General features: G+C 58.3%; 15 protein-coding genes and 2 pseudogenes. 8 read left to right on the top strand and 9 right to left on the bottom strand.

The genetic code is table 11. From position 1 onward, the window contains the following. Positions 1–206: 206 nt before the first annotated feature. Positions 207–350, bottom strand: coding sequence for a hypothetical protein (locus tag QN219_RS26705; RefSeq protein WP_283979351.1), 144 nt, complete (start codon positions 348–350; stop codon positions 207–209). Between the two features lie 538 nt (positions 351–888). Here QN219_RS26705 and QN219_RS26700 point away from each other — a divergent pair. Beyond that, complete coding sequence (locus tag QN219_RS26700; protein ID WP_284003184.1) at positions 889–2,022, top strand: MFS transporter; 1,134 nt, start codon at positions 889–891, stop codon at positions 2,020–2,022. Between the two features lie 715 nt (positions 2,023–2,737). Here the strand turns inward: QN219_RS26700 and QN219_RS26690 are convergent. Continuing rightward, positions 2,738–3,151, bottom strand: a complete 414-nt coding sequence (locus tag QN219_RS26690) for a helix-turn-helix domain-containing protein (RefSeq protein WP_284003183.1) — start codon at positions 3,149–3,151, stop codon at positions 2,738–2,740. 158 nt (positions 3,152–3,309) lie between these two features. On the opposite strand from QN219_RS26690, the pseudogene QN219_RS26685 reads away from it, so the two are divergent. The 7 genes and pseudogenes from QN219_RS26685 to QN219_RS26655 form a co-directional block, all read left to right on the top strand. Next, positions 3,310–3,760 (top strand): annotated as a pseudogene (locus QN219_RS26685) (transposase); the annotation flags it as partial. Positions 3,761–4,519: 759 nt separating this feature from the next. Further along, positions 4,520–5,143, top strand: a complete 624-nt coding sequence (nodS, locus tag QN219_RS26680) for a nodulation methyltransferase NodS (RefSeq protein WP_283979348.1) — start codon at positions 4,520–4,522, stop codon at positions 5,141–5,143. Positions 5,144–5,178: 35 nt separating this feature from the next. Continuing rightward, on the top strand, positions 5,179–6,918 hold the full coding sequence (nodU, locus tag QN219_RS26675; RefSeq protein WP_284003181.1) for a nodulation protein NodU: 1,740 nt from the start codon (positions 5,179–5,181) through the stop codon (positions 6,916–6,918). A gap of 347 nt (positions 6,919–7,265) precedes the next feature. Then, entirely contained in the window at positions 7,266–8,288 is a 1,023-nt protein-coding gene (locus tag QN219_RS26670) for an ABC transporter substrate-binding protein (protein WP_284003178.1), read from the top strand. A gap of 85 nt (positions 8,289–8,373) precedes the next feature. Continuing rightward, entirely contained in the window at positions 8,374–9,201 is an 828-nt protein-coding gene (locus QN219_RS26665) for an ABC transporter permease (RefSeq protein ID WP_284003176.1), read from the top strand. Further along, complete coding sequence (locus QN219_RS26660) at positions 9,198–9,977, top strand: ABC transporter permease (protein WP_284003174.1); 780 nt, start codon at positions 9,198–9,200, stop codon at positions 9,975–9,977. Before QN219_RS26665 ends, QN219_RS26660 begins: the two co-directional genes overlap by 4 nt. Continuing rightward, entirely contained in the window at positions 9,970–10,998 is a 1,029-nt protein-coding gene (locus QN219_RS26655) for an ABC transporter ATP-binding protein (RefSeq protein WP_284003172.1), read from the top strand. Before QN219_RS26660 ends, QN219_RS26655 begins: the two co-directional genes overlap by 8 nt. Positions 10,999–11,198: 200 nt before the next feature. Here QN219_RS26655 and QN219_RS26650 read toward each other — a convergent pair whose 3' ends face one another. From QN219_RS26650 to nifW, 7 genes and pseudogenes are all read right to left on the bottom strand, one after another. Beyond that, on the bottom strand, positions 11,199–11,687 hold the full coding sequence (locus tag QN219_RS26650) for a MaoC family dehydratase (protein ID WP_284003170.1): 489 nt from the start codon (positions 11,685–11,687) through the stop codon (positions 11,199–11,201). A gap of 954 nt (positions 11,688–12,641) precedes the next feature. Continuing rightward, positions 12,642–14,312 (bottom strand): nif-specific transcriptional activator NifA, encoded by a 1,671-nt coding sequence (nifA, locus tag QN219_RS26645; RefSeq protein ID WP_284003169.1) that lies wholly within the window; start codon positions 14,310–14,312, stop codon positions 12,642–12,644. A 215-nt stretch (positions 14,313–14,527) separates the two neighbouring features. Beyond that, positions 14,528–14,821, bottom strand: a complete 294-nt coding sequence (locus QN219_RS26640; protein WP_283979340.1) for a ferredoxin family protein — start codon at positions 14,819–14,821, stop codon at positions 14,528–14,530. A gap of 14 nt (positions 14,822–14,835) precedes the next feature. Then, complete coding sequence (locus QN219_RS26635) at positions 14,836–16,143, bottom strand: FAD-binding protein (RefSeq protein WP_284003168.1); 1,308 nt, start codon at positions 16,141–16,143, stop codon at positions 14,836–14,838. Positions 16,144–16,153: 10 nt separating this feature from the next. Next, positions 16,154–17,263 carry an electron transfer flavoprotein subunit alpha/FixB family protein gene (locus QN219_RS26630; protein ID WP_284003166.1) on the bottom strand — a complete coding sequence of 370 codons (1,110 nt, stop codon included), beginning with the start codon at positions 17,261–17,263 and terminating at the stop codon, positions 16,154–16,156. Positions 17,264–17,280: 17 nt separating this feature from the next. Then, positions 17,281–18,132, bottom strand: coding sequence for an electron transfer flavoprotein subunit beta/FixA family protein (locus QN219_RS26625; RefSeq protein WP_283979337.1), 852 nt, complete (start codon positions 18,130–18,132; stop codon positions 17,281–17,283). A gap of 200 nt (positions 18,133–18,332) precedes the next feature. Beyond that, positions 18,333–18,698, bottom strand: a pseudogene (gene nifW, locus QN219_RS26620) (nitrogenase stabilizing/protective protein NifW); the annotation flags it as partial. Positions 18,699–19,020: the final 322 nt, after the last annotated feature.

Below are 19,020 nucleotides of genomic sequence, written 5' to 3'. Positions count from 1 at the left end.
CGGATGCAGCAGGGGAGGCGGATCCTTTGTCGTTTCGACCTTAGACGTCAGCTCTTTCCTCCGCATCTCAAAAGCGACCATCTTCCATTGATCGTGAAGGTGACACCACTCCTAATGACGTGCCCCCCGGCTGTCGGCGTATGTGGATGCCATGATTCAGTCCAAGGTGACCCCCCCAGACCTGATGCAGGCCTGCCTTACTCGGCTCACATCACTTTCCCGATCGAGCGGTCATCGATGCGGCCATGATCTGCATCAATTGAACGGTACAGCGCTTTTGCTAACTTGCATGGATCTTTATTTGCCGGACCACAATCGAAATTGGGAGAGAGTGATGGTTGATAGCTCATTACCCCGTCTTCACCGGCTGGAGACGCGAGAGCAGCGGAGACTAGGCCCAGATCTCCGCGTCACCTATTCAAAGAGCTCCGGATGGGAAATCGAGATCGTCTCACGACAAGCTTATGATTGGGCGCAGAGGCACGCCGATTCGTTCCCTTTCGATAAGGATGGCAACCGTATCAGAACCAACCGGACCGGCGTTAATCTTCTCGTACATGATGCGAGATCCAACGGGTTGGAGACCGAATATATCGGACCCCGTCGAGTCCTCACATTTTGATCGCGCACCCTTTGGGAAACGGCACTGTCGCCGACGCATACTGCATTGCCGGCAGCGCTTCAGCAGGGGAGGGATTGGCCATGCAAACAGCACGCTGCAGCGAAGGCCGGGCTACGAATGCCGTTGTAGCCTGCCGCGAATGAGGGAGCGCCGACCGGATATTAAGAAGTAATCCGAATCCCGCTGCGCGCGATCTGCATAAGGGGGAGCCGGAAGACCGGGCCTAAAATCAACGGCGTCAGGAGCCATCGGATGTTGGAGAAAAAATGCGCACATTGCTTACTCCCTGGCGCAGTGTCGCTGCGGGCTTTCTGTTGAACGGCGTCCTTTTGGGGACCTGGGCCTCTCGCGTTCCCGCCGTGATGGCTCACTTTCATTTTGACAAGGCGAGCTTCGGGGTGTTGCTGGTGCTTTTAGGGCTGGGGGCATTGATTTCTTTTCCGGTTGCCGGCCGGTTGTCCGATAGCTTGGGTGCCGCGCGGGTCGCCCGAGCGATCGCTATCCCATTCCTGATTTCAATCGTCTTGGTAGGGCTGGCCCCGACAGTACCGTTGTTGGCGATCGCGCTCTTCCTCTTTGGGGCGTGCCATGGTTCGATGGACGTAGCGATGAACAGCTGGGCGAGCGAGGTGGAAAAATACGCGAGGCGGCCAGTGATGTCGTCGATTCATGCGATGTGGAGCCTTGGCGCCGTTTTGGGCGCAGCAAGCGGTTATGTTGCCGTCGCCTTTCAGGCTCCAGAATACATCCATTTCCTTCTCACAGCCGTGATGACCGGTGGGATTCTCGGACCGTTCCTTCTGCTCGATTGGCAATCAACCATCCGGACGAATGACAAGGGTGCAGTAGGATTGGCGTTACCTCGTAGTGCTCTTTTGCTTGTGGGCCTCATTGCTCTCGCCTCTGGATTAGGCGAGGGCACAGCTCTCGATTGGAGCGCCGTATATTTGCGTGATGTAGTCGGGACCATGCCGGCGGATGCGACCCTTGGCTACGCGGGCTTTTCTGCCGCCATGGTGATCATGAGGCTCAGCGCGGATTTCCTGGTCATGCGACTGGGATCAGCAACTGTTACACGCCTGAGCGGGTCCTCGGCCGCACTTGGCGCCTTACTGATTGTTTCGAGTGATAGTTTGCCCTTGGTCGTGGTGGGCTTCGTGCTGATGGGGTTTGGTTATGCAGCCATTCTGCCCCTAGCCGTTAGTCGGGCAGCGGCGGATCTTGTAGTGCCAGCCGGCCAAGGTATCGCTTATGTTGCAACCTTCGCATATGGCGCAATGACGGTAGGTCCTTTTGCAATTGGACTGCTCGCACAAGCAACCACAATGCGCGTCTGCTTTTTTATGGTCGGGCTATTCGCAGTCTTGATTGCAGTTTTGGCCCCAGTTTTGGAGCAATAGCTCCTGGGGGCATGCGGAGAGTTTCGGCGACCTGACAGTTGCAGGCGAGAGTCGCCATGCCTTTGGCGAGCCTTGGGTCAAACGAAACATGGAGCATCGGTTCACTTCCAACCACACCAGCGAGTTCTGCTTCGGCGGGCTCGTTCGTTTTGGATTGCTTCGATTTGGCGGTTTTCAAGTAGGTTGGCGCTTTTTTTGGATTTCCGTAGGTTTGGGCGTAGCTACCGGCGGATCGTCGCACGATATCTGACCCGCCCCGAGGCTGCAATCATTGGTCTGCACCGCGAACTGTGCGGTCAGACTGCGGCGCGCATGCTTCGATGTTGCGCAGGAGCGTTGAGTCGGCGGACCGCCAGTCTGCGCAGGCGCTCCTAGCCCGTGTTCTCGCGACAGGCCGCCGACCGCAAGAGCTCGAACGGCCTTTACCGCCTCGACTGTCGTCCTTCGAGGAGGACTTGGCGTTCGACCAGCGCGACGCACAGAGGTTCATCATGCTGAACACGCTGCGCTGGCTCCTGGAACACAACCCCGGCAAGGAGCGGAAAAGGAAAGCGCATGGAGCCTCGACAGGTTGTCTTCAGTCAGGCCAAGTCGGCTGATGGGTGGTTTTGAACCGATACTGCCATGAGGCCGATGCCAGTTGCAGCGGTGAAGCCACTTTGGCAGCTCGGCGGTGTGTTCTGCGGGTTTCGGTAATTCGCGGACAGCGATTCCATTAAATCGCGGACAGCGTTTTTGGTAAATCCGGGACAGCGGTTGACTGCGCCACGATATCGCCCGGTGATGCGGTGCCCCACGCAGCCGATCCGACCGAGCTTCTTGATGTCGAGATGAGCTGGCCTGGGTGCTGACGGTCATAGCGCCGGATCGGTTCGGCGGGCTCCAGGGCGCTGATCTTGTTCAAGCCCAACCGACGGAGAACCCGGCTGACCGTGGCCGGGGATATACCGGTTTCGGCAGCGATCTGCTTGCCCGCCCAGCGCTGGCGCCGCAGCCGCTCAATTGCCGCGACAACCGTCTGAGGCGTCGGCCGGCGCAAGCGATGCGGCCGGGAAGAGCGATCCCGCAATCCCGCCAATCCTTCGCATCGATAGCGATCAACCCATTTTCCACCGTGCGCGGGAGACATGGTGCAGTCTTTCGGCGAGCAACTGTCCGGCGTCGCCGATCATATGGTCTCCAGCCTGTCTTCGCTCTGGGAACATGTGAATCTGACCGGCGAATGCCTTTGGGAAGACAAGCCCGCTGTCGATGAAAATGGCTTTCGCCCCATCCCCTTCGCTCTTTGCTCGTGTGGCGCTCGCCATGTTGGCTGATACTCTGCGATCGCTGGAGGACCGGATCAGGCGACCTGACCACGAGATCGCACGTCGCGCCCGGGAAGACGCGGACGCTCGGCGGCCTGCGACGATCCCCGGTGTTGGCCCGATAACAACAACGGCATTGATAATTTGGCTCAAGCGGCGTCGACCTTCAAAAAAGGAAGTGATTTTGCCGCCTGGCTCGGCCTGACGCCACTTCAGCGATCTGCCGGTGCGGCTCCTTATTCTCGGGGCCAGCTCCGTGGTCCGGCAAGCCGCTCATCGTGGTCTGCCAGAGGGATCGTGGCTCGCGCCTATGCTCGTCCGTAAGCCATGCATACTTGTGACCGTGGGCCCTTGCCGACAAGCTGGCGCGCATCGTTTGGGCGCTGTTGGCGAAAGGCGGGGTCTATGGAGCTCCAGTAGCGGCCGGATAAACTGGCCGCGAACAGGAGGCGTCGAAGGTGTAGGAGGGTCGAAGGGAGGCACGGTCGATAAGAGACGGGATCGGAAAACCAGGCCTGAACGGAGTGCCCAGAGCACGCTTTAATGATTTGGCACCGATCCGCGAACTCCCATATGGGCCCGCGGCATCCAGATGGTCGCAACAGAGGCCCGGACAGGTGTCAGCACCCGATTACGCGCAAAGTACCATGCCTGAAACCTCTTGCACTGACGGGGGTGGCCACAGATGTTCAGGGGTCACAATCGTTGCGATACCTTTGTTAGATCGGAAAATCGTCGATCGCTCACAGGAGACAATTAAGCAGCAAGCTTCCGCCTCGCGTAACCGCGCCCACTAAAGCATGTAGTTATACTTCAATGACGCGAAATGTCTTTACCGCTATCAAGAACCTCATATGCAAGAATTGCACCTTTCGGCCGCAAATCTACGCATCTACAACACAGATGATGACCATCCAAACAATCGATTTTACCGATCAGGTCTAATGCTGCACAGCAAAAAACACGTGACGTTCACCGATCGCGCTACGGCATCAATCGCATGAGAGTGCCTCAAACGCGGCCGTAATAAGAGAAAGACCTCGCATGACGTCTATGGTGCGCTGGAAACTGTGCTGGGCAAATAGGTCGCTACTCAGATCATCTGGAGAAATGCGGCCAAGATTCTCGCAGGTTCGACCTTGCCCAGGAGGTTCGTGGCACTTGGCGGCACTTGCAGCCATGAGTGATAGTTGATTCGCCTGGGGACGAGTTTGGCACATAACCGAAGTTATCAACTGCTGAATCGGGAACTGGCCGCCGACGATCCGTGGCGGCTTGACGGCAATCCGTTCGAGCGGCAGCGCCACATTCAAATGCTACGGCTTTCGCTTTCCCAAGGTTTAATCATTAATGCACTCGAAGTCGGGTGCGCGGCCGGCGCATTCACGGAGAAGCTCGCGCCCTGCTGCCAACGGCTCACGGTGATTGACGCGATGCCGCAAGCGATAGCTCGAGCGCGCCGACGCTTGAAAGAGCCGCCACATGTCAGCTGGATAGTATCCGACGTTCGACAGTTTTCGACTGAGGAGTTGTTTGATCTGATCGTTGTGGCGGAAGTGCTCTATTACGTCGGAGACGTAGCCGAGATGCGCGCGGCCGTTCGCAACATCGTACGCGTGCTTGCGCCAGGCGGGCATCTGGTATTCGGATCGGCGCGCGATGCCTGTTGCCGCCGCTGGGGCCATGCAGCTGGCGCTGAGACGGTCCTCACGGTGCTGAACGAGACGTTGATCGAGGTGGAGCGTCACGATTGCCAGGGTGACTCGGCCAACGAAGACTGCTTGCTCGCCCGTTTTCGGAATTCCGCCCCCTAATAAATCGAATTCTCGGCGCTAGACAAGGACACACTATGCGCATCTGCGGCATCAAGCTAACCCATGACGGGGCGATCGCCCTTGTCGAGGATGGACGGCTCGTCTTCTGTATTGAGCAGGAGAAGCGAGACAACAATCCCAGATATCAAACAATTGAAAATCTCGACACAGTTCTCGCCGCTTTGGCGGCCCACGGTTTGGCCGCGCGGGATGTTGATCAGTTTGTTATCGACGGTTGGGATGGTGAAGTCGAGTCGCGGTTCCAAGTCCTCAGTGGGTCGGCTCCGGTCACTCTCAAAGGGGCGCCCTATGTTGAACGCCATGCCGAGGGTCTTCTTGACTCGCTCGACGGCTCCGGCCTGGCACTCGGTGACGGAGTCTTTGCCTACAAGAGCTATCCGCATGTGACGGGCCACGTGGCCTCCGCATACTGCACCAGTCCCTTTGCCAAGGCGGGACAACCTGCGTTTTGTTTGGTGTGGGACGGCAGCATCTTTCCGCGCCTCTATTATGTAGAAGCACGCGGAGCCCGGTTCCTCAAGTGTCTGTTCCCGCTGATAGGTCAAGCCTACGCCGCCGCGGGCCATTACTTCGGGCCCTATAAGCAGGCGAGCCATGGTGGCTGGGATCTGGGTGTAGCCGGCAAGCTGATGGCCTATATCGCACTGGGGTCGGTTGATGAAGGCATCGTTGAGGTGTTTCAAAAGCTGTACCAGGAGCGATTTGCGGCCGACACCGATCTTGCCTGTCATTACCGTGCAAACATTAACAATGCGGATACGACGCTTGCGGCTGTGCATGATTTCTTCGTTGTCAGCGCGCTCCGATTGCGGGCTGAAGCGCCTGAAGACGTGCTTGCATCATTTCATTTTTTCCTCGAGCGTCTCCTCGTTAACGAAATGGCGCTTGCCATGCAGGACCATTCGTTTGGAGGACCGCGCAATTTGTGCATAGCAGGCGGCTGCGGCCTCAATATCAAATGGAACAGTGCCTTGCGTGAGACTGGTCTGTTCGAGGCTGTCTGGATACCGCCCTTTCCGAATGACAGCGGTTCGGCAATTGGGGCAGCTTGCTGTGAAATGGTGTCGCAGCAAGGCTTCGTGCCTCTGGAATGGTCGGTCTACAGTGGGCCCACCCTGCAAAGCAGCAATGTGCAACCCGGATGGGACGCTACGGCATGTAGCTTGGCAGAACTTGCCACCATCCTCGCCAGTAACAAGCCCGTGGTTTTCCTTTCCGGGCGCGCCGAGATCGGGCCACGGGCATTGGGGGGCAGGAGCCTTCTCGCAGCCGCTACCTCACCGGAAATGAAGGATTATCTGAACGACGTCAAATTTCGTGAACACTTCCGGCCAGTGGCACCGATTTGCCTGGAAGATCGCGCGCCAGAAATATTCAGCCCTGGAACGCCGGATCCTTACATGTTGTTCGATCACCAGACACGGGCAGAATGGCGGGAGAGGATCTCCGCGATTGTACATCTCGACGGATCAGCGCGACTGCAGACCGTTTCCAGGACCTCTGGGCACAAAATCTCGGAGCTTCTCGTCGAGTATGAAAAACTTACAGGTATTCCACTGCTTTGCAATACCAGCGCCAACTACCATGGGCGGGGCTTTTTTCCCAGTGCCGCGGCAGCCTGCCAATGGGGACGAGTCGAGCACGTATGGTGCGATGGCTTGCTGCTGACGAATGTCAATCAAGTTACGCACATGGTTGCGAGCCTCCCGCAAGTGAACCTGCGAACGCTCACTACACGAAACAGCGGCGTGTAAAAATGCAAGAAAGTAAAACGCCTGCTCTCCTGATCGGGGAGCCGATCGCAGAGTCATCTCTCGAAGTTGACGTGGCGGCCATGTGTCTGGATAGGTGGTGGAACTCGCTTCAAGCAATCTCTTCTACAACGAACCCTCGTATCCCTGCACCAGGACATTGCTCTTCTTTGTCGCGGTGCCGGATCGCAAGTCGAGCGCACGCGCCGGCACTTCATGGTGAAGCGTGTTTTTGGACCCGGACCGTTCTGGCCGTGGAGTGCTCGTCAAGGCGCCTCGGAAAAGGCCCCGTGCAGCTCGTCTTCCAAGTCCACAGTATCGACCTCTTGTCATGAAGGAGAACCGCAGCCATGAAGAAAATCCTGCTCGCCTCGAGCGCGCTCCTCTTGATCGGCACCCATGCCGCTTCAGCCGAGGAGAAGACCCTGACCATTTCCGTCTACGGCTTTGCCCAGGACGCGTTCAAGGAACTGGTCTACGATCCGTTCGAAGCCAAATGCGGCTGTAAGCTCGTCGTCGAAACCGGCAACAGCGTCGAGCGGCTTGCCAAGATGGAGGCCAACAAGGCCAACCCGGTCGTGGATATGGCCGTCGTTTCCATGGCGGACGCGCTTTCTGCAGGACGCTCCGGCCTGATCGACAAGATCGACACCTCGAAGCTCAGCAACTTCAACAAGCTCTATGACGTCGCCAGGGACCCGAATGGCGACGGCATGAGCGTCGGCTATACGTTCTACGCCACCTCGATCGTCTATCGTTCCGACAAGGTGGAAGTCACGTCCTGGGCCGATCTCCTTGGTGACAAGCTCGCCGGCCACGTGGCTCTCCCCAACGTGACGACCAACCAGGGCCCTCCGACACTCTACATGATCGGTGAAGCGATCGGCCAGAATACGCCGGACCTCAAGGGCGCGATCACCGCGGTCGGCGAGAAGAAGGACGATATCGTCACCTTTTACGTCAAATCTTCACAGCTCGTGCAGTTGATGCAGCAGGAGGAAATCTGGGCGGCACCGATCGGGCGGTTTTCGTGGGAAGGCTTTACCAAGATGGATCTGCCGGTCAAATGGGCGACCCCGAAGGAAGGCCAGACCGGCGGCATGAATGTCATGGTTCTGACCAAGGGCTCGAAGAACCAGGACCTGGCGCTCCAATTCATGGACTACTGGCTCTCGACGGAAATCCAGACGGCGCTTGCCGAAAAGCTGGTCGACAGCCCGGCCAACAAGGAAGTCAAGGTCTCGCCGGAGATCGCCGAGAACCTCACCTACGGCGAAGAAACCGTCAGAAGCCTGAAGCTTATCCCGTCTGCGGTGGCGCTCGACAATCGCGAAGCGTGGCTTTCGGAGTGGAACGCCAAGGTCGGTCAGTAAGCCGACCCTTCTGTCGCGCGACGCCTGACCTGGCCGGCGTCGCGCCTTGTCAACAACGGCGGGCTGTCCGCGGAAAGGTGTCGAGATGTTTCACAGCCGGGCCGAGGCGCTGGCACTTGCCTTGCCGGCGGCAGTGTTCGCCGCCGTCATCTTCCTGGCGCCGGTGGTCATCCTGCTTTCGGAGGGCCTCCGCAATGCCGACAGTTGGACGATCTCCGCCTATACCGGCTTCCTCTCCGATCCGCTCAATCGGACAGTGTTCCTGCGCACGCTGAAGCTCGGCGCGATGGTGACCGCGCTCGCCGCCGTCATCGGCTATGCCGCCGCCTTTGCGATCGTCAACCTCCCGGCGAAAGGCAAGGGCCGCATGATTGGTCTTGTCGTGCTGCCGCTGATGATATCGCCGGTTGCGCGCACCTATGCGTGGATCGTGATCCTGGGGCGGACCGGGATCGTCAATCAGGCCTTGACGAGCATAGGCCTGACGGACGAGCCGGTGCGTTTCCTGTTCACCGAGACGGCTGTGTTCGTCGGGCTCCTTCAGCTCTTCTTGCCTTTGATGATCCTGGCGCTGATCAGCGCGCTCGAAAACATGCCGAAGGATGCCATTCCCGCCGCACGTGTACTCGGCGCCAATTGGTTTCAGGTCTTCTCAAGGGTAATTCTGCCGCTCACTAGAGAAGGCCTGGTGATTGGCGGGACACTCGTCTTCACCGGTTCGCTGACCGCCTATATCACGCCGGCGATCCTCGGCGGCTCCAAGATCCTGATGCTGGAGACGCTGCTCTATCAGCGTGTGACCGTTGCCAACGACTTCGTCTCCGCGAGCGTTATCGCCTTTATCCTGATCGTCATGAGCTTCGCAGCCAATCTTCTCTTGAAGCGGCTCGCCACCGCGAGGAGCAAGCGATGAACCCGCGTCTATTTTCGGCCACGGTGCTGTTTCTCGTGGCGGCCTTCCTGATTGGTCCTTTCATCATCATCGTCGCGGCATCGCTGTCAGCTGGCGAGACGCTGGCCTTTCCGCCGCAAGGCTTCTCGCTGAAATGGGTGGCAAAGGTCTTCGAGGTCGAGAGTTTCCGCGAGAGTTTCGCCATGTCGATGTTGCTCGCGGTCGGAGGGACAGCGGCAGCTCTTACCCTCGGCATCCCGGCATCCTACGCGCTGTCGCGCTATCATCTGCCCTTCGGCGAAGCGGTTCGCACTGTCGTCGCGTTGCCGATCATCGTGCCGGGTATCATCGTTGGGCTGGCGCTGCTGCGCTATCTGGTCGTTCCGTTCAATTTCAACATCACTCTGGCGCTCTTCCTTGCGCACACGGCGCTCGTGCTGCCCTATTCGGTGCGCGTCGTCTCAGCGAGCCTCAACAACCTGCGCTCCGACATCGAGGAGGCCGCAGTGCTGCTTGGCTCGTCGCGCGCCGGCGCCTTCTTTCGGGTGGTGATGCCGAATATCCGCAGCGGCATTCTTGCCGCCTTCATTCTCGGCTTCGTCACCAGCTTCAATCAGGTGCCGGTGTCCCTCTTCCTCTCGGGGCCGGGCGTACGCACGCTGCCGATCGATATGCTCTCCTACATGGAGATCACCTATGATCCGTCGGTCGCGGCACTGTCGGCGTTGCTCGCTTTCATGTCCATCGGCATCGTTTTCCTCGCCGAGCGTTTCCTAGGATTCTCCCGCTATGTCTGATTCCGCCTTTCTCAGCCTCGAAAAACTGACGCTCGCCTATGGCGACACCGTCGCGGTGAAAGATCTCGATCTTTCGATCCAAAAGGGCGAGCTGGTGGCGTTCCTCGGGCCGTCGGGTTGCGGCAAGACCACGACCATGCGCTCCATCGCCGGCCTGTTGAAGCCGAAATCGGGTCGCATCCGCCTCGAGGGCGCCGACATTACTCACGTTTCCGCGAACAAGCGCTCCGTCGGTCTGGTCTTCCAATCCTACGCGCTTTTCCCGCATCTGACCGTCTTCGAGAACGTCGCGTTCGGCCTGCGGCTGAAGGGCATCTCTGGCGCGGAGCTCGAAGTGCGCGTGGTGAGCGGACTGAACTCCGTAGGGCTGACGAAGTTCGCAAACCGCAAGCCGGCCGAGCTCTCCGGCGGCCAACAGCAGCGCGTTGCGCTCGCCCGATCGATGGTGATGGAGCCGAAGGTGCTTCTCCTCGACGAACCGCTTTCGAACCTCGACGCGCGGCTGAGACTTGAAATGCGCACCGAATTGCAGCGGGTCCAGAGGGACACCGGCGTCACGATGATCTTCGTCACCCATGACCAGGGTGAGGCGCTGTCGCTGGCCGACCGCATCGTCGTAATGCTGAACGGTGCTATCGAGCAGATCGGCACGCCGGAGGACATCTATAACAGCCCCGCCTCCGCCTTCGTGGCCGATTTCGTCGGCTTCGAGAACATCTTCCCCATCGAGAACGGCAGGCTGAGGGCCGGAAACGGTCCGATTGAGCTTGCCGGGCCCCTCCCACACGATGCGGCGGGACTTGCCTGGCGTCCGCGCATGCTGACCCTGGGTTCAGGTCCTTTCCAGGGCACCGTGCGCGGAGCCTCTTTTTCCGGCAGCGCGCGGGAATACCTGCTCGACACGCCGTTCGGAACTCTCAAGGCCGAAGTGGATGCGGCGCTACCGGCCCATTGTGCCGGCGCCGCACTTGCTTTCGATCTGCCGATCGAGAAGGCCGCGAAGTTGAAGAGGTTCAACTGACCCGCCATGGGCATCTGGATCGACACGGATATGGTTTTCGATGACATCACGGCGATGCTCGTGTTCTGTTCCCGCACGTCGGCGAGGCCCGCGACGGCGTCTCCCAGGTCTTCGACAACCCTCCGCTTGAACAGGTGAAGCGCAGCGCTGTCAAAGGCGCAGCTTCGTGATCAGCCCGCCGACTTCACCGGAATGCGCACTCAAACATTAGCCGGCCGGTCCTTTGGGTCGAATTGGATGATAGTCTGCCAGGTAGCGCTGAGCGCCAACTTGGCTTGGCCTTCGATCTCCACCGTAGTGTCATAGGTGATCATCAGCATGCCGGCGCCGCGGAAACGGGCGTCGGCCACCGTGAAGCGGCCGCGCACCCGTGCACCGCTCTTGACCGGCGCCATGAAGCGCACCTTATCGAAGCCGTAATTGATGCCGACCGTCAGCTCGCGAATTTTCGGCAGGCAATTGTAGTTCATCGCCGAAAGCAGCGAAAGCGACAAGAAACCATGTGCGATCGTCCCGCCAAAGGGCGTCTCCGCCGCCGCGCGCACCGGGTCGACATGGATGAACTGGAAGTCGCCCGTAGCCTTGGCAAAGCTGTCGATCGTGTTCTGCGTCACGGTGATCCAGTCAGAGACGCCAATCTCCTTGCCGACCAGGGCCTTTACATCGGAAAGTGAAATTTCTTGCAGCATATAGTCGTCCAGACGAGAGCGCGGCCTGTTGGGCAGACCCTCGAGAGTGGTGGTACAATTATCGGGCCTTGGCCAATGTCGACGGGAGAAGTGGCCGTCAACGCGCGCCACTCCGCTCGAGGGAGGCTGCTGTGCGTGGCTGCGCTTGATAACGCAACCTTTTCAAAGCGTCGATGTAGCTCGTGCACCGTGCCTGCCGGGGGCGAACGGAGCGATGTCTACATACCGGATGGCTCTCATAGGCCCCATCAGTGCTGAGGGCAGCTAAGACCTCCCTTCTTGTTTGCTTTCTTCTAATACATTCGACAACATCGATAAAATCAATCTTTTGGATTGACCTTATTCGCAGTATGGATGGATGCGACTTCGGGGACTTGATCTGAATGTCCTCTTTGCGCTCGACGCCCTCGTGACCGAACAGCCGCGGCACACCGCAGCGGTCTTGGGCTTTGCATTTCTTGGCAGCTTTCTGTACCCCATTTCCGGCTCTGCCGTTCAACGATTGAAAATGTCGCACACTTGCGGCACGCGGGGACGGGCAATCTCGCACGCCTTCTCAATGAATCGAAACCGGCCCCTCGTGGCTCCTCGTTCCGCCATCGTGTGACGACGTCTGCGATCGAGTCACGGCCAGGTTCGAGGCCGGCTTGTTCCATTGTGGGTGTGTGGCATCGGATGACGAGGCCGTGTAGGTCAGGTGGACATTGAACGCTTCACGTGGGCCGAGCGCTGTCGATCATCAGCAACGTCTCGCCGATCAGGTTCCCGATAGAGCTGCGCGGATCGCATGATCATGATTCTCGCGGCGAGATGCTGCAGGCGGCAGGAGCGCCGGTCGTCCAACGCAGTCTTGTCGAATTTGCAACAAGAACCGGCCAGATTGGACGACCGACCCGTCGTGCAAGAATGAGGGTTTGTGAGCGGCAATGCCGACGATGAGTGGGCTCGCCGAGTTTAGATCTTTTTAACCTGTATATGATGCCGGCGCAAAGCATAGCCGACTTGCCGCGGTGTGAGGCCCAGGAGCCGAGCTGCCTTGGCCTGAACCCAGCCGGCCTTCTCCATCGCGCTGATTAGCAGCTCGCGGTCCGTTAGATGCGGTGCCACCACTAAGGCGCCAGGATCGTTGGGGTAGCCGAGGCTGACCGGCGGTCCGACCGACAAACTCTTATCCATAGCCAATCGACTGCTGGCATGACCACCAACCGGACGGCCAGCGCTTTTCCAGAGCGTTGAAGAAAAGCACTGGTCGTTCTGGCAGGCGAAGTCTGCTGGAACGATCGTCCTTGAACGCGCGAGAGTGGCGGTCCTCCGGACGCAATTTTCAAGCTCTCGGACGTTGCCGGGGAAGTCGCATTTTGACATGAGATCGAGCGCAGGCGGCGCGAAGGCGAGGTCGCAATCGTTTTCCCTGTTGAAACGGTCGAGGAAAACCCTCGCAAGGCGGGGGATATCTCCATTTCGCTCCCTGAGTGGCGGCAAAATAATGGGCACCACATTGATGCGGTAATAAAGGTCGGCCCTGAACTCCCCACTCGCGACTGCCGTCTCGAGGTCTTTGTTAGTGGCGCAGATGAGTCGAACGTCCACTTTGAGTGTTTTGGTGCCCCCGACTCGTTCAAGCTCACCTTCCTGCAACACGCGCAACAGTTTCGCTTGAAATGCCGGCGAGATCTCGCCAATCTCATCGAGCAGCAACGTTCCGCCATCCGCCAATTCGAAACGACCTGCGCGTTGGGAGATGGCCCCCGTGAAGGCGCCTTTTTCATGTCCAAACAGTTCCGATTCCAGGACGCCGGCGGACAGTGCGGCGCAGTTCAATTTGACGAAGGACTTCTTTCTGCGAGGTGAAAGCTCGTGGATGGCCCTTGCAAAGAATTCCTTGCCAGTGCCGCTTTCTCCCCTGAGCAGCACCGTAGAATTTGTCCTTGCAACGACCTCGATGCTTTCAATCACCTGCCTGAGTGCAGGACTTTCCCCCACGATCCAATCGATTCTTGCAGGCCGTTGTCGCACCGGTTCGGGCAATTCCTTGCCGCCTGAACTATTCTTGCGATCTGCTTCCTCGCCCACCACCTGCTGACCATCGCGACTATGGTCGCGATCCAGCCGAATAGCCCCGGCTACAAGATTGCCGACCATGGACAGAAAACGTACCTCTTCCTCATATTGCGTCCTGGTGCTGCCATCCTTCGCGCGGTCTATCCATAATGTTCCAAGTGTTTCCTGATTAACTTTCATCGGAACGCCAATGAAGGTGACTTGGCCAGTGCCGCTCGAAAAGGTCTCGATCTCGGCCTGGAACAATTCCGACTTGTAAGTGTCCGGCACGACCAGCGGCGCGCCTTTTGTGACGATTCTCTCAATCGCAGCCTTCGCCGGCATGTAGCGAACGCCTGACGACGTATGCTCAATCCCGGACGTTGCAGTTATCTCTAGCTGCCCTTCAGCGCTCACGCCAACGATTGCGCCGCGCCGCATTGGCAGAATTGCAGGGAGGGTGTTGATTACATTGGCAAGCTTGATCTCAAGACTGGCCGGAGCGATTAAGACCTTCGATATCCGGTAGAGACCGCTGCACCCCAAGTCCCGTTTGTGCATGGTTTTGACGGATAGTTCAGTCATACTCTCATCGAGCCAGTTGTGCAGCATTTGAGCGATGAAACACCCATAGTCTCGTTGGGCGCTCCTGGCACCCAACGCGAAATGCCGCTGTTATAATATTATCAAGTGCTTCGTTTGCGCTTGTGAGCGCTGGAATGTAGCCGTCTTGCTATACAAAAGCGAGATACTTTTCGCCTTTGCCGATCTAAAGCGTGCCGATCAGAGCTGAGTGCCCTTCATCCGAATTTGAAGAGCACACCGAATCCACCTCGCGGATAGCTCCAATCGATGTCACCGTTCTCTTCGCACAGTACTCTACATGTACCGCACTCCATGCATCCGTCGGCAGTAACCTCCACTTGGCCATGTTCATTCACCCCATAGCAATTGGCTGGGCAGACAAGGGTCAGCGCGAGAAGGTTTGAGCTCGGAGACTGATGCTGTCGCACCTTAATGTGCGGCCGCCCTGCGTCTACCAGATAGCGGTTCTGGTAAAGCTTGTCCTCGATGCGAACGACTGAAGTTGTCATCTCATTTCTCCCCTCTAGCGCCAAGCCAGTGCCAAGCGGACTGCGTCGCTGAGCAGTCCCCATCGCGAACGCGCCTTTATAAAGGCGGCCGACGTCGCTCTTTCCTTGACGATCTTGGGTGTGCCGTCGACGCGCACGAAGTTTTGCGCCGCCTGCGACAGGAGCTGCGGGTAGGTCATGAAAAAATTGCGTGAATTCGTATGGATGAGGGCGGGCATGTCCTTGTACTTTCTAAGGTCTTTCAAAACGAAGGATTTGTCCAGCATGGCCTTATAAAGGGATAGGTTCTCCCTGGTCATCGGGCGCCTTTGGCTCTTGATTGCAAAGATCGCCTCACCGGCGATGCGCCCCGATGTCATGGCGAGGTTCGAGCCCTCGCGGTGTACGGCATTGTTAAGCTGCGCCGCGTCCCCAACGACAACCCAGCCGCTCCCAAAGAGCTGCGGAATTGCCTTGAACCCACCCTCCGGAATAAGGTGCGCTGCGTATTCCTTAATCTCCGAGCCTGCAAGTAGCGGCCTGATTGATGGATGCTCCTTGAAGGCGTCGAGAAGGGCATACGGTCTTTCCAGGGTCTCGGCGAGATCAGAGACAAGGCAGCCGATACCGAGCGAGATTGATTCCTTGTTGGTGTAAAGGAAACCGAGTCCGGCCATCCCACGCGAGATTGTCCCAGCCGCTTCGATAACGCAGCCTTGATCGCCGGTGAGCCCGAAGCGCTCGGCGATGACCTCTTCCGGCACGAAATGCATTTCCTTGACGGCGAGTGCCACAGTTTCGGGTTTTGGTACCTTACGAAACCCGGCTCGCGTCCCGAGGAGGCCGTTGACGCCTTCGGCGAGAACGACCACTTCCGCATGGATGATGTCGCCAGCACGATCGGTGCGGACGCCTACCACCCTACCATTGGCATTGAGGACCAGTTCCGTCGCTGTCGTCTCACACAAAACTGTCGCGCCCGCCTCGCGGACTTTGCGCGAAAACCACTTGTCGAACTGGGCGCGAATGATTGTGTAGCGGTTTGGCGTCGGCTCATTGAAGTCATCCGACCGGTAGTGCATTCCGGTGTGTGACGTGTCGTCCATTACCCAGAATCGCTGCTCGACGAGATGCCGCTCGAGAGGTGCGTCATCCCGGAAATCCGGAATGATTGTCTCCAGCATGTTGGCGTAGAGTATGGCGCCTTGGACGTTCTTGGAGCCTGGGTATTCTCCGCGCTCCAACTGCAACACGTTTAGACCGCGACTTGCCATCGTGTAGGCAGCCGCGTTTCCAGCCATGCCGGCACCGATGACTATGGCGTCGAATTTTTCCTCGGTCATAGATATCACCTCAGTTCACGAGCCTCATACGATTGCGCGGCGCCAACCGTCTGATGAAAACGTCCGTTAATGCCGGTAGAAAACTGACCGCATCGGCCACAACACCGATATTGGCGAAATCGAAGATCGGCGCGTTCGGATCGGTATTGATGGCAACAATGAGATCAGCTCCCTCGACGCCAACGCGATGCTGGACCGCGCCTGATATGCCAGCTGCTATATAGAGCTTCGGACGGATCGTTTTGCCAGTTTGTCCAATTTGCCGATCAACCGGCATCCAACCCTTTTGCACTAGCGGCCGAGAACAGCCATAATCACCGCCGATCGTCCGCGCGAGATTCTTCAAGAGCTCCAGGTTCTCCGCAGCCCCGAGTCCAAGACCGCCGGCAACCACCACGTCCGCATAGGCGAGATTAGCGTTCTCCGACTGGCCATCGGAAAGGAAACCAACAACCTTGGTGACGATCTCTTGCTCGCACATCGCCAAGTCGTGCCGGATTACCCGCCCGATCGGCTTAGTTGATCGCTCTGGCATGCGCATGACCCTTGGCCGCACAGTTGCCATTTGGGGACGGCAATTGAGCGTATAGATCGTGCAAAGCAAGGAGCCACCGAACGTGGGCCGGGTAGCTGCGAGGGAACCATCCGCATCAACATCAAGTCCGGTGCAGTCGGCTGTGAGCCCCGTCAGCAGTGTCGTCGCGACGGAACCAGCGAGGTCACGGCCCAGCGTCGTCGCCCCGAGAAGCAGAATCTCGGGTTTATAGGTAAGGACTAGATCTGTTAGTGCTTTGGTGAAAGGCTCGTTTCTATAATCGGTGAGCAGCGACTTCTCGACAAGGTAGACCAGGTCCGCATCATAGGCGAAGGCCTCAGCTACGGCATGCATGGTAGAATCTCCCGGCGGCCCGAGAACAACACCTGCGAGCTGAACGCCCAGTTGGTCAGCTAGTCTGCGGCCTTCGCCGAGAAGTTCGAACGAGACGGGATGGACCTGACCGCGTTCCAGCTCCATGAAAACCCAGACGTGCCGGTAGTCCCTGAAATGCTCAGGTAGTTCCTTCTTCGTGCCGGCACGGCCGAGGGTGGGTGGCGGTGCTTTACATTTACGAGTTCCCATAATCTGCTCCTGTGTGCTCACGCGCTACCAGTAGAGGAGAGCTCGTGTCTCAGCGCCGGCTGGTGGGCGAAAATGGAAACGACCAGTTCGTCAGCTACGTCGCGCTCCGCCTTTTCGGTGGTGTCGATTTGCGACGCTTTTTGCGCTCGCGGGGTAGGGGCGAAAACGCGCTTAACGACTGTCGGTGAGCCGCGCAGACCACATTTGGTGATGTCTTCAATGCCCGCTTCCGCCGCATTCCACTTGACGATCTGGCTGCGCGCGGCACGCAAAGCGTCATCGAGTGAGCCACGGCGAATGGCAGTGGTGCTTTCCAGCATGGTGATGAGGCAAGGCAATGCGCTATTGAGGACGTGCGTGCCGCCTTCTGAGCGACGCTCGACCGTGATCGTACGCGCGCCGAGATCAATGGAGGTGATTTTTGCGATATAGGTCAACTGCACGAGGTTCAGGCGCTTGGCTATACCGGGGCCGACCTGGGCGGTATCGCCGTCAATTGTCTGCTTCCCTGTGAAGACAATATCGGGCGTGCCAAAGCTGTTGCCAATCTTCGAGATAGCCTGAGAAAGAGCGAATGAAGTCGCCAACGTGTCGGAGCCGGCAAAGTGACGGTCAGTCAGGAGTATCGCGCGGTCTGCGCCATAAGTGAGCGCCTTTCGCAGTGCTTCCTCAGCCATGGGCGGACCCATGGTGAGTACAGTGACCTCGCCGCCATAGTAGTCGCGCACTTTGAGGGCCTCTTCGAGAGCAAAGAGGTCGTAAGGGTTGATAATCGTCGGCACGCCTTGGCGCATGATCGTGTTCGTCACCGGATGGACGCGTATTTGCGCTGAGTCCGGTACCTGCTTCATACAGACTACGATGTGCATGAGGTCTCTTTAGCTCCGATAGCATATGTTGGGCATGACGTTTTTGTCTCGATAACCACGCACCAATCGTGCCAAACACATGAGTTTCAATAGGCCTTTGGAAGGACAGCATTATTTGTTTCGGAGCATTCGGACGCCGTGACAGTTTTGTCGGGTTGGAGACATTGAAGTGTCGCAAACCCGCCGGCGTTGTTGCTGCCGAATGGCAAGATGGAGTCCAATGGTACAAAGGTGCGACCTGGCGCGGTAGGTTTAGCCGGGTCGCCTTCCTCAAGCACCCGGAACACCCGATGTGAAAGTGGCGAAGATGTTGCAAAGTCCCCATAGGCGCGTTCGAGCGCAGCGCGCGCATTGGCGGGCCCCCCTTTAGCGCGGCGATCGGAAAAGCCCTCCTCGGCCAGGTACTGTCCCATGCGCTTCATAATGTGGAGCCGGGAGACGTTGAGCACCCTCGGCTCATAGGAGACGCCAAGTGCCTCGAAGAATTCCTCGGCAGCGGACAAGCCCTTTAGCCGCACGACAATGTCAGTGACATCCGTGGGGACGGCCTCGTCATCACAAGTCATTTGCACTCTCCTAATAACTGTACACTAGGTTGGTTTCCGCTCCGCGAGTCGGCAGATCGAGAACGACACGCGGCGTGTGACTGCGAACGCGCTCTCTCTCTCTCTCTCTCTCTCTCTCTCTCTCTCTAATCGAACGACACCACCCGGCGCCCGTCTCCGGAATACACGCGGGGTCTCGGTGCTTATCGCAATACTCTGCCACGACGGGATGCCCGTGAGGGGCCCCATGCAGGAAACGCTTCTGGGTCCACGAAGATACGCGCACCGTTGCGCTGCGCATCATGCTCAGACCTTTGTTGCGCGCCGCGGCGTCTTTCAAGAT

Origin of the sequence: Sinorhizobium sp. 8-89, from assembly GCF_030124325.1 — a bacterium.
In the GTDB taxonomy this organism is placed as follows: Bacteria; Pseudomonadota; Alphaproteobacteria; order Rhizobiales; family Rhizobiaceae; genus Sinorhizobium.
This window is presented reverse-complemented; position numbering and strand designations above follow the sequence as displayed.

What these genes read in the sequence shown, in the direction of transcription:
- QN219_RS26705 (WP_283979351.1), bottom strand. Translation starts at nt 350, where the DNA reads ATGAGCTATCAACCATCACTCTCTCCCAATTTCGATTGTGGTCCGGCA.
- QN219_RS26700 (WP_284003184.1), top strand. Translation starts at nt 889, where the DNA reads ATGCGCACATTGCTTACTCCCTGGCGCAGTGTCGCTGCGGGCTTTCTG.
- QN219_RS26690 (WP_284003183.1), bottom strand. Translation starts at nt 3,151, where the DNA reads ATGTCTCCCGCGCACGGTGGAAAATGGGTTGATCGCTATCGATGCGAA.
- nodU (WP_284003181.1), top strand. Translation starts at nt 5,179, where the DNA reads ATGCGCATCTGCGGCATCAAGCTAACCCATGACGGGGCGATCGCCCTT.
- QN219_RS26670 (WP_284003178.1), top strand. Translation starts at nt 7,266, where the DNA reads ATGAAGAAAATCCTGCTCGCCTCGAGCGCGCTCCTCTTGATCGGCACC.
- QN219_RS26665 (WP_284003176.1), top strand. Translation starts at nt 8,374, where the DNA reads ATGTTTCACAGCCGGGCCGAGGCGCTGGCACTTGCCTTGCCGGCGGCA.
- QN219_RS26660 (WP_284003174.1), top strand. Translation starts at nt 9,198, where the DNA reads ATGAACCCGCGTCTATTTTCGGCCACGGTGCTGTTTCTCGTGGCGGCC.
- QN219_RS26655 (WP_284003172.1), top strand. Translation starts at nt 9,970, where the DNA reads ATGTCTGATTCCGCCTTTCTCAGCCTCGAAAAACTGACGCTCGCCTAT.
- QN219_RS26650 (WP_284003170.1), bottom strand. Translation starts at nt 11,687, where the DNA reads ATGCTGCAAGAAATTTCACTTTCCGATGTAAAGGCCCTGGTCGGCAAG.
- nifA (WP_284003169.1), bottom strand. Translation starts at nt 14,312, where the DNA reads ATGACTGAACTATCCGTCAAAACCATGCACAAACGGGACTTGGGGTGC.
- QN219_RS26640 (WP_283979340.1), bottom strand. Translation starts at nt 14,821, where the DNA reads ATGACAACTTCAGTCGTTCGCATCGAGGACAAGCTTTACCAGAACCGC.
- QN219_RS26635 (WP_284003168.1), bottom strand. Translation starts at nt 16,143, where the DNA reads ATGACCGAGGAAAAATTCGACGCCATAGTCATCGGTGCCGGCATGGCT.
- QN219_RS26630 (WP_284003166.1), bottom strand. Translation starts at nt 17,263, where the DNA reads ATGGGAACTCGTAAATGTAAAGCACCGCCACCCACCCTCGGCCGTGCC.
- QN219_RS26625 (WP_283979337.1), bottom strand. Translation starts at nt 18,132, where the DNA reads ATGCACATCGTAGTCTGTATGAAGCAGGTACCGGACTCAGCGCAAATA.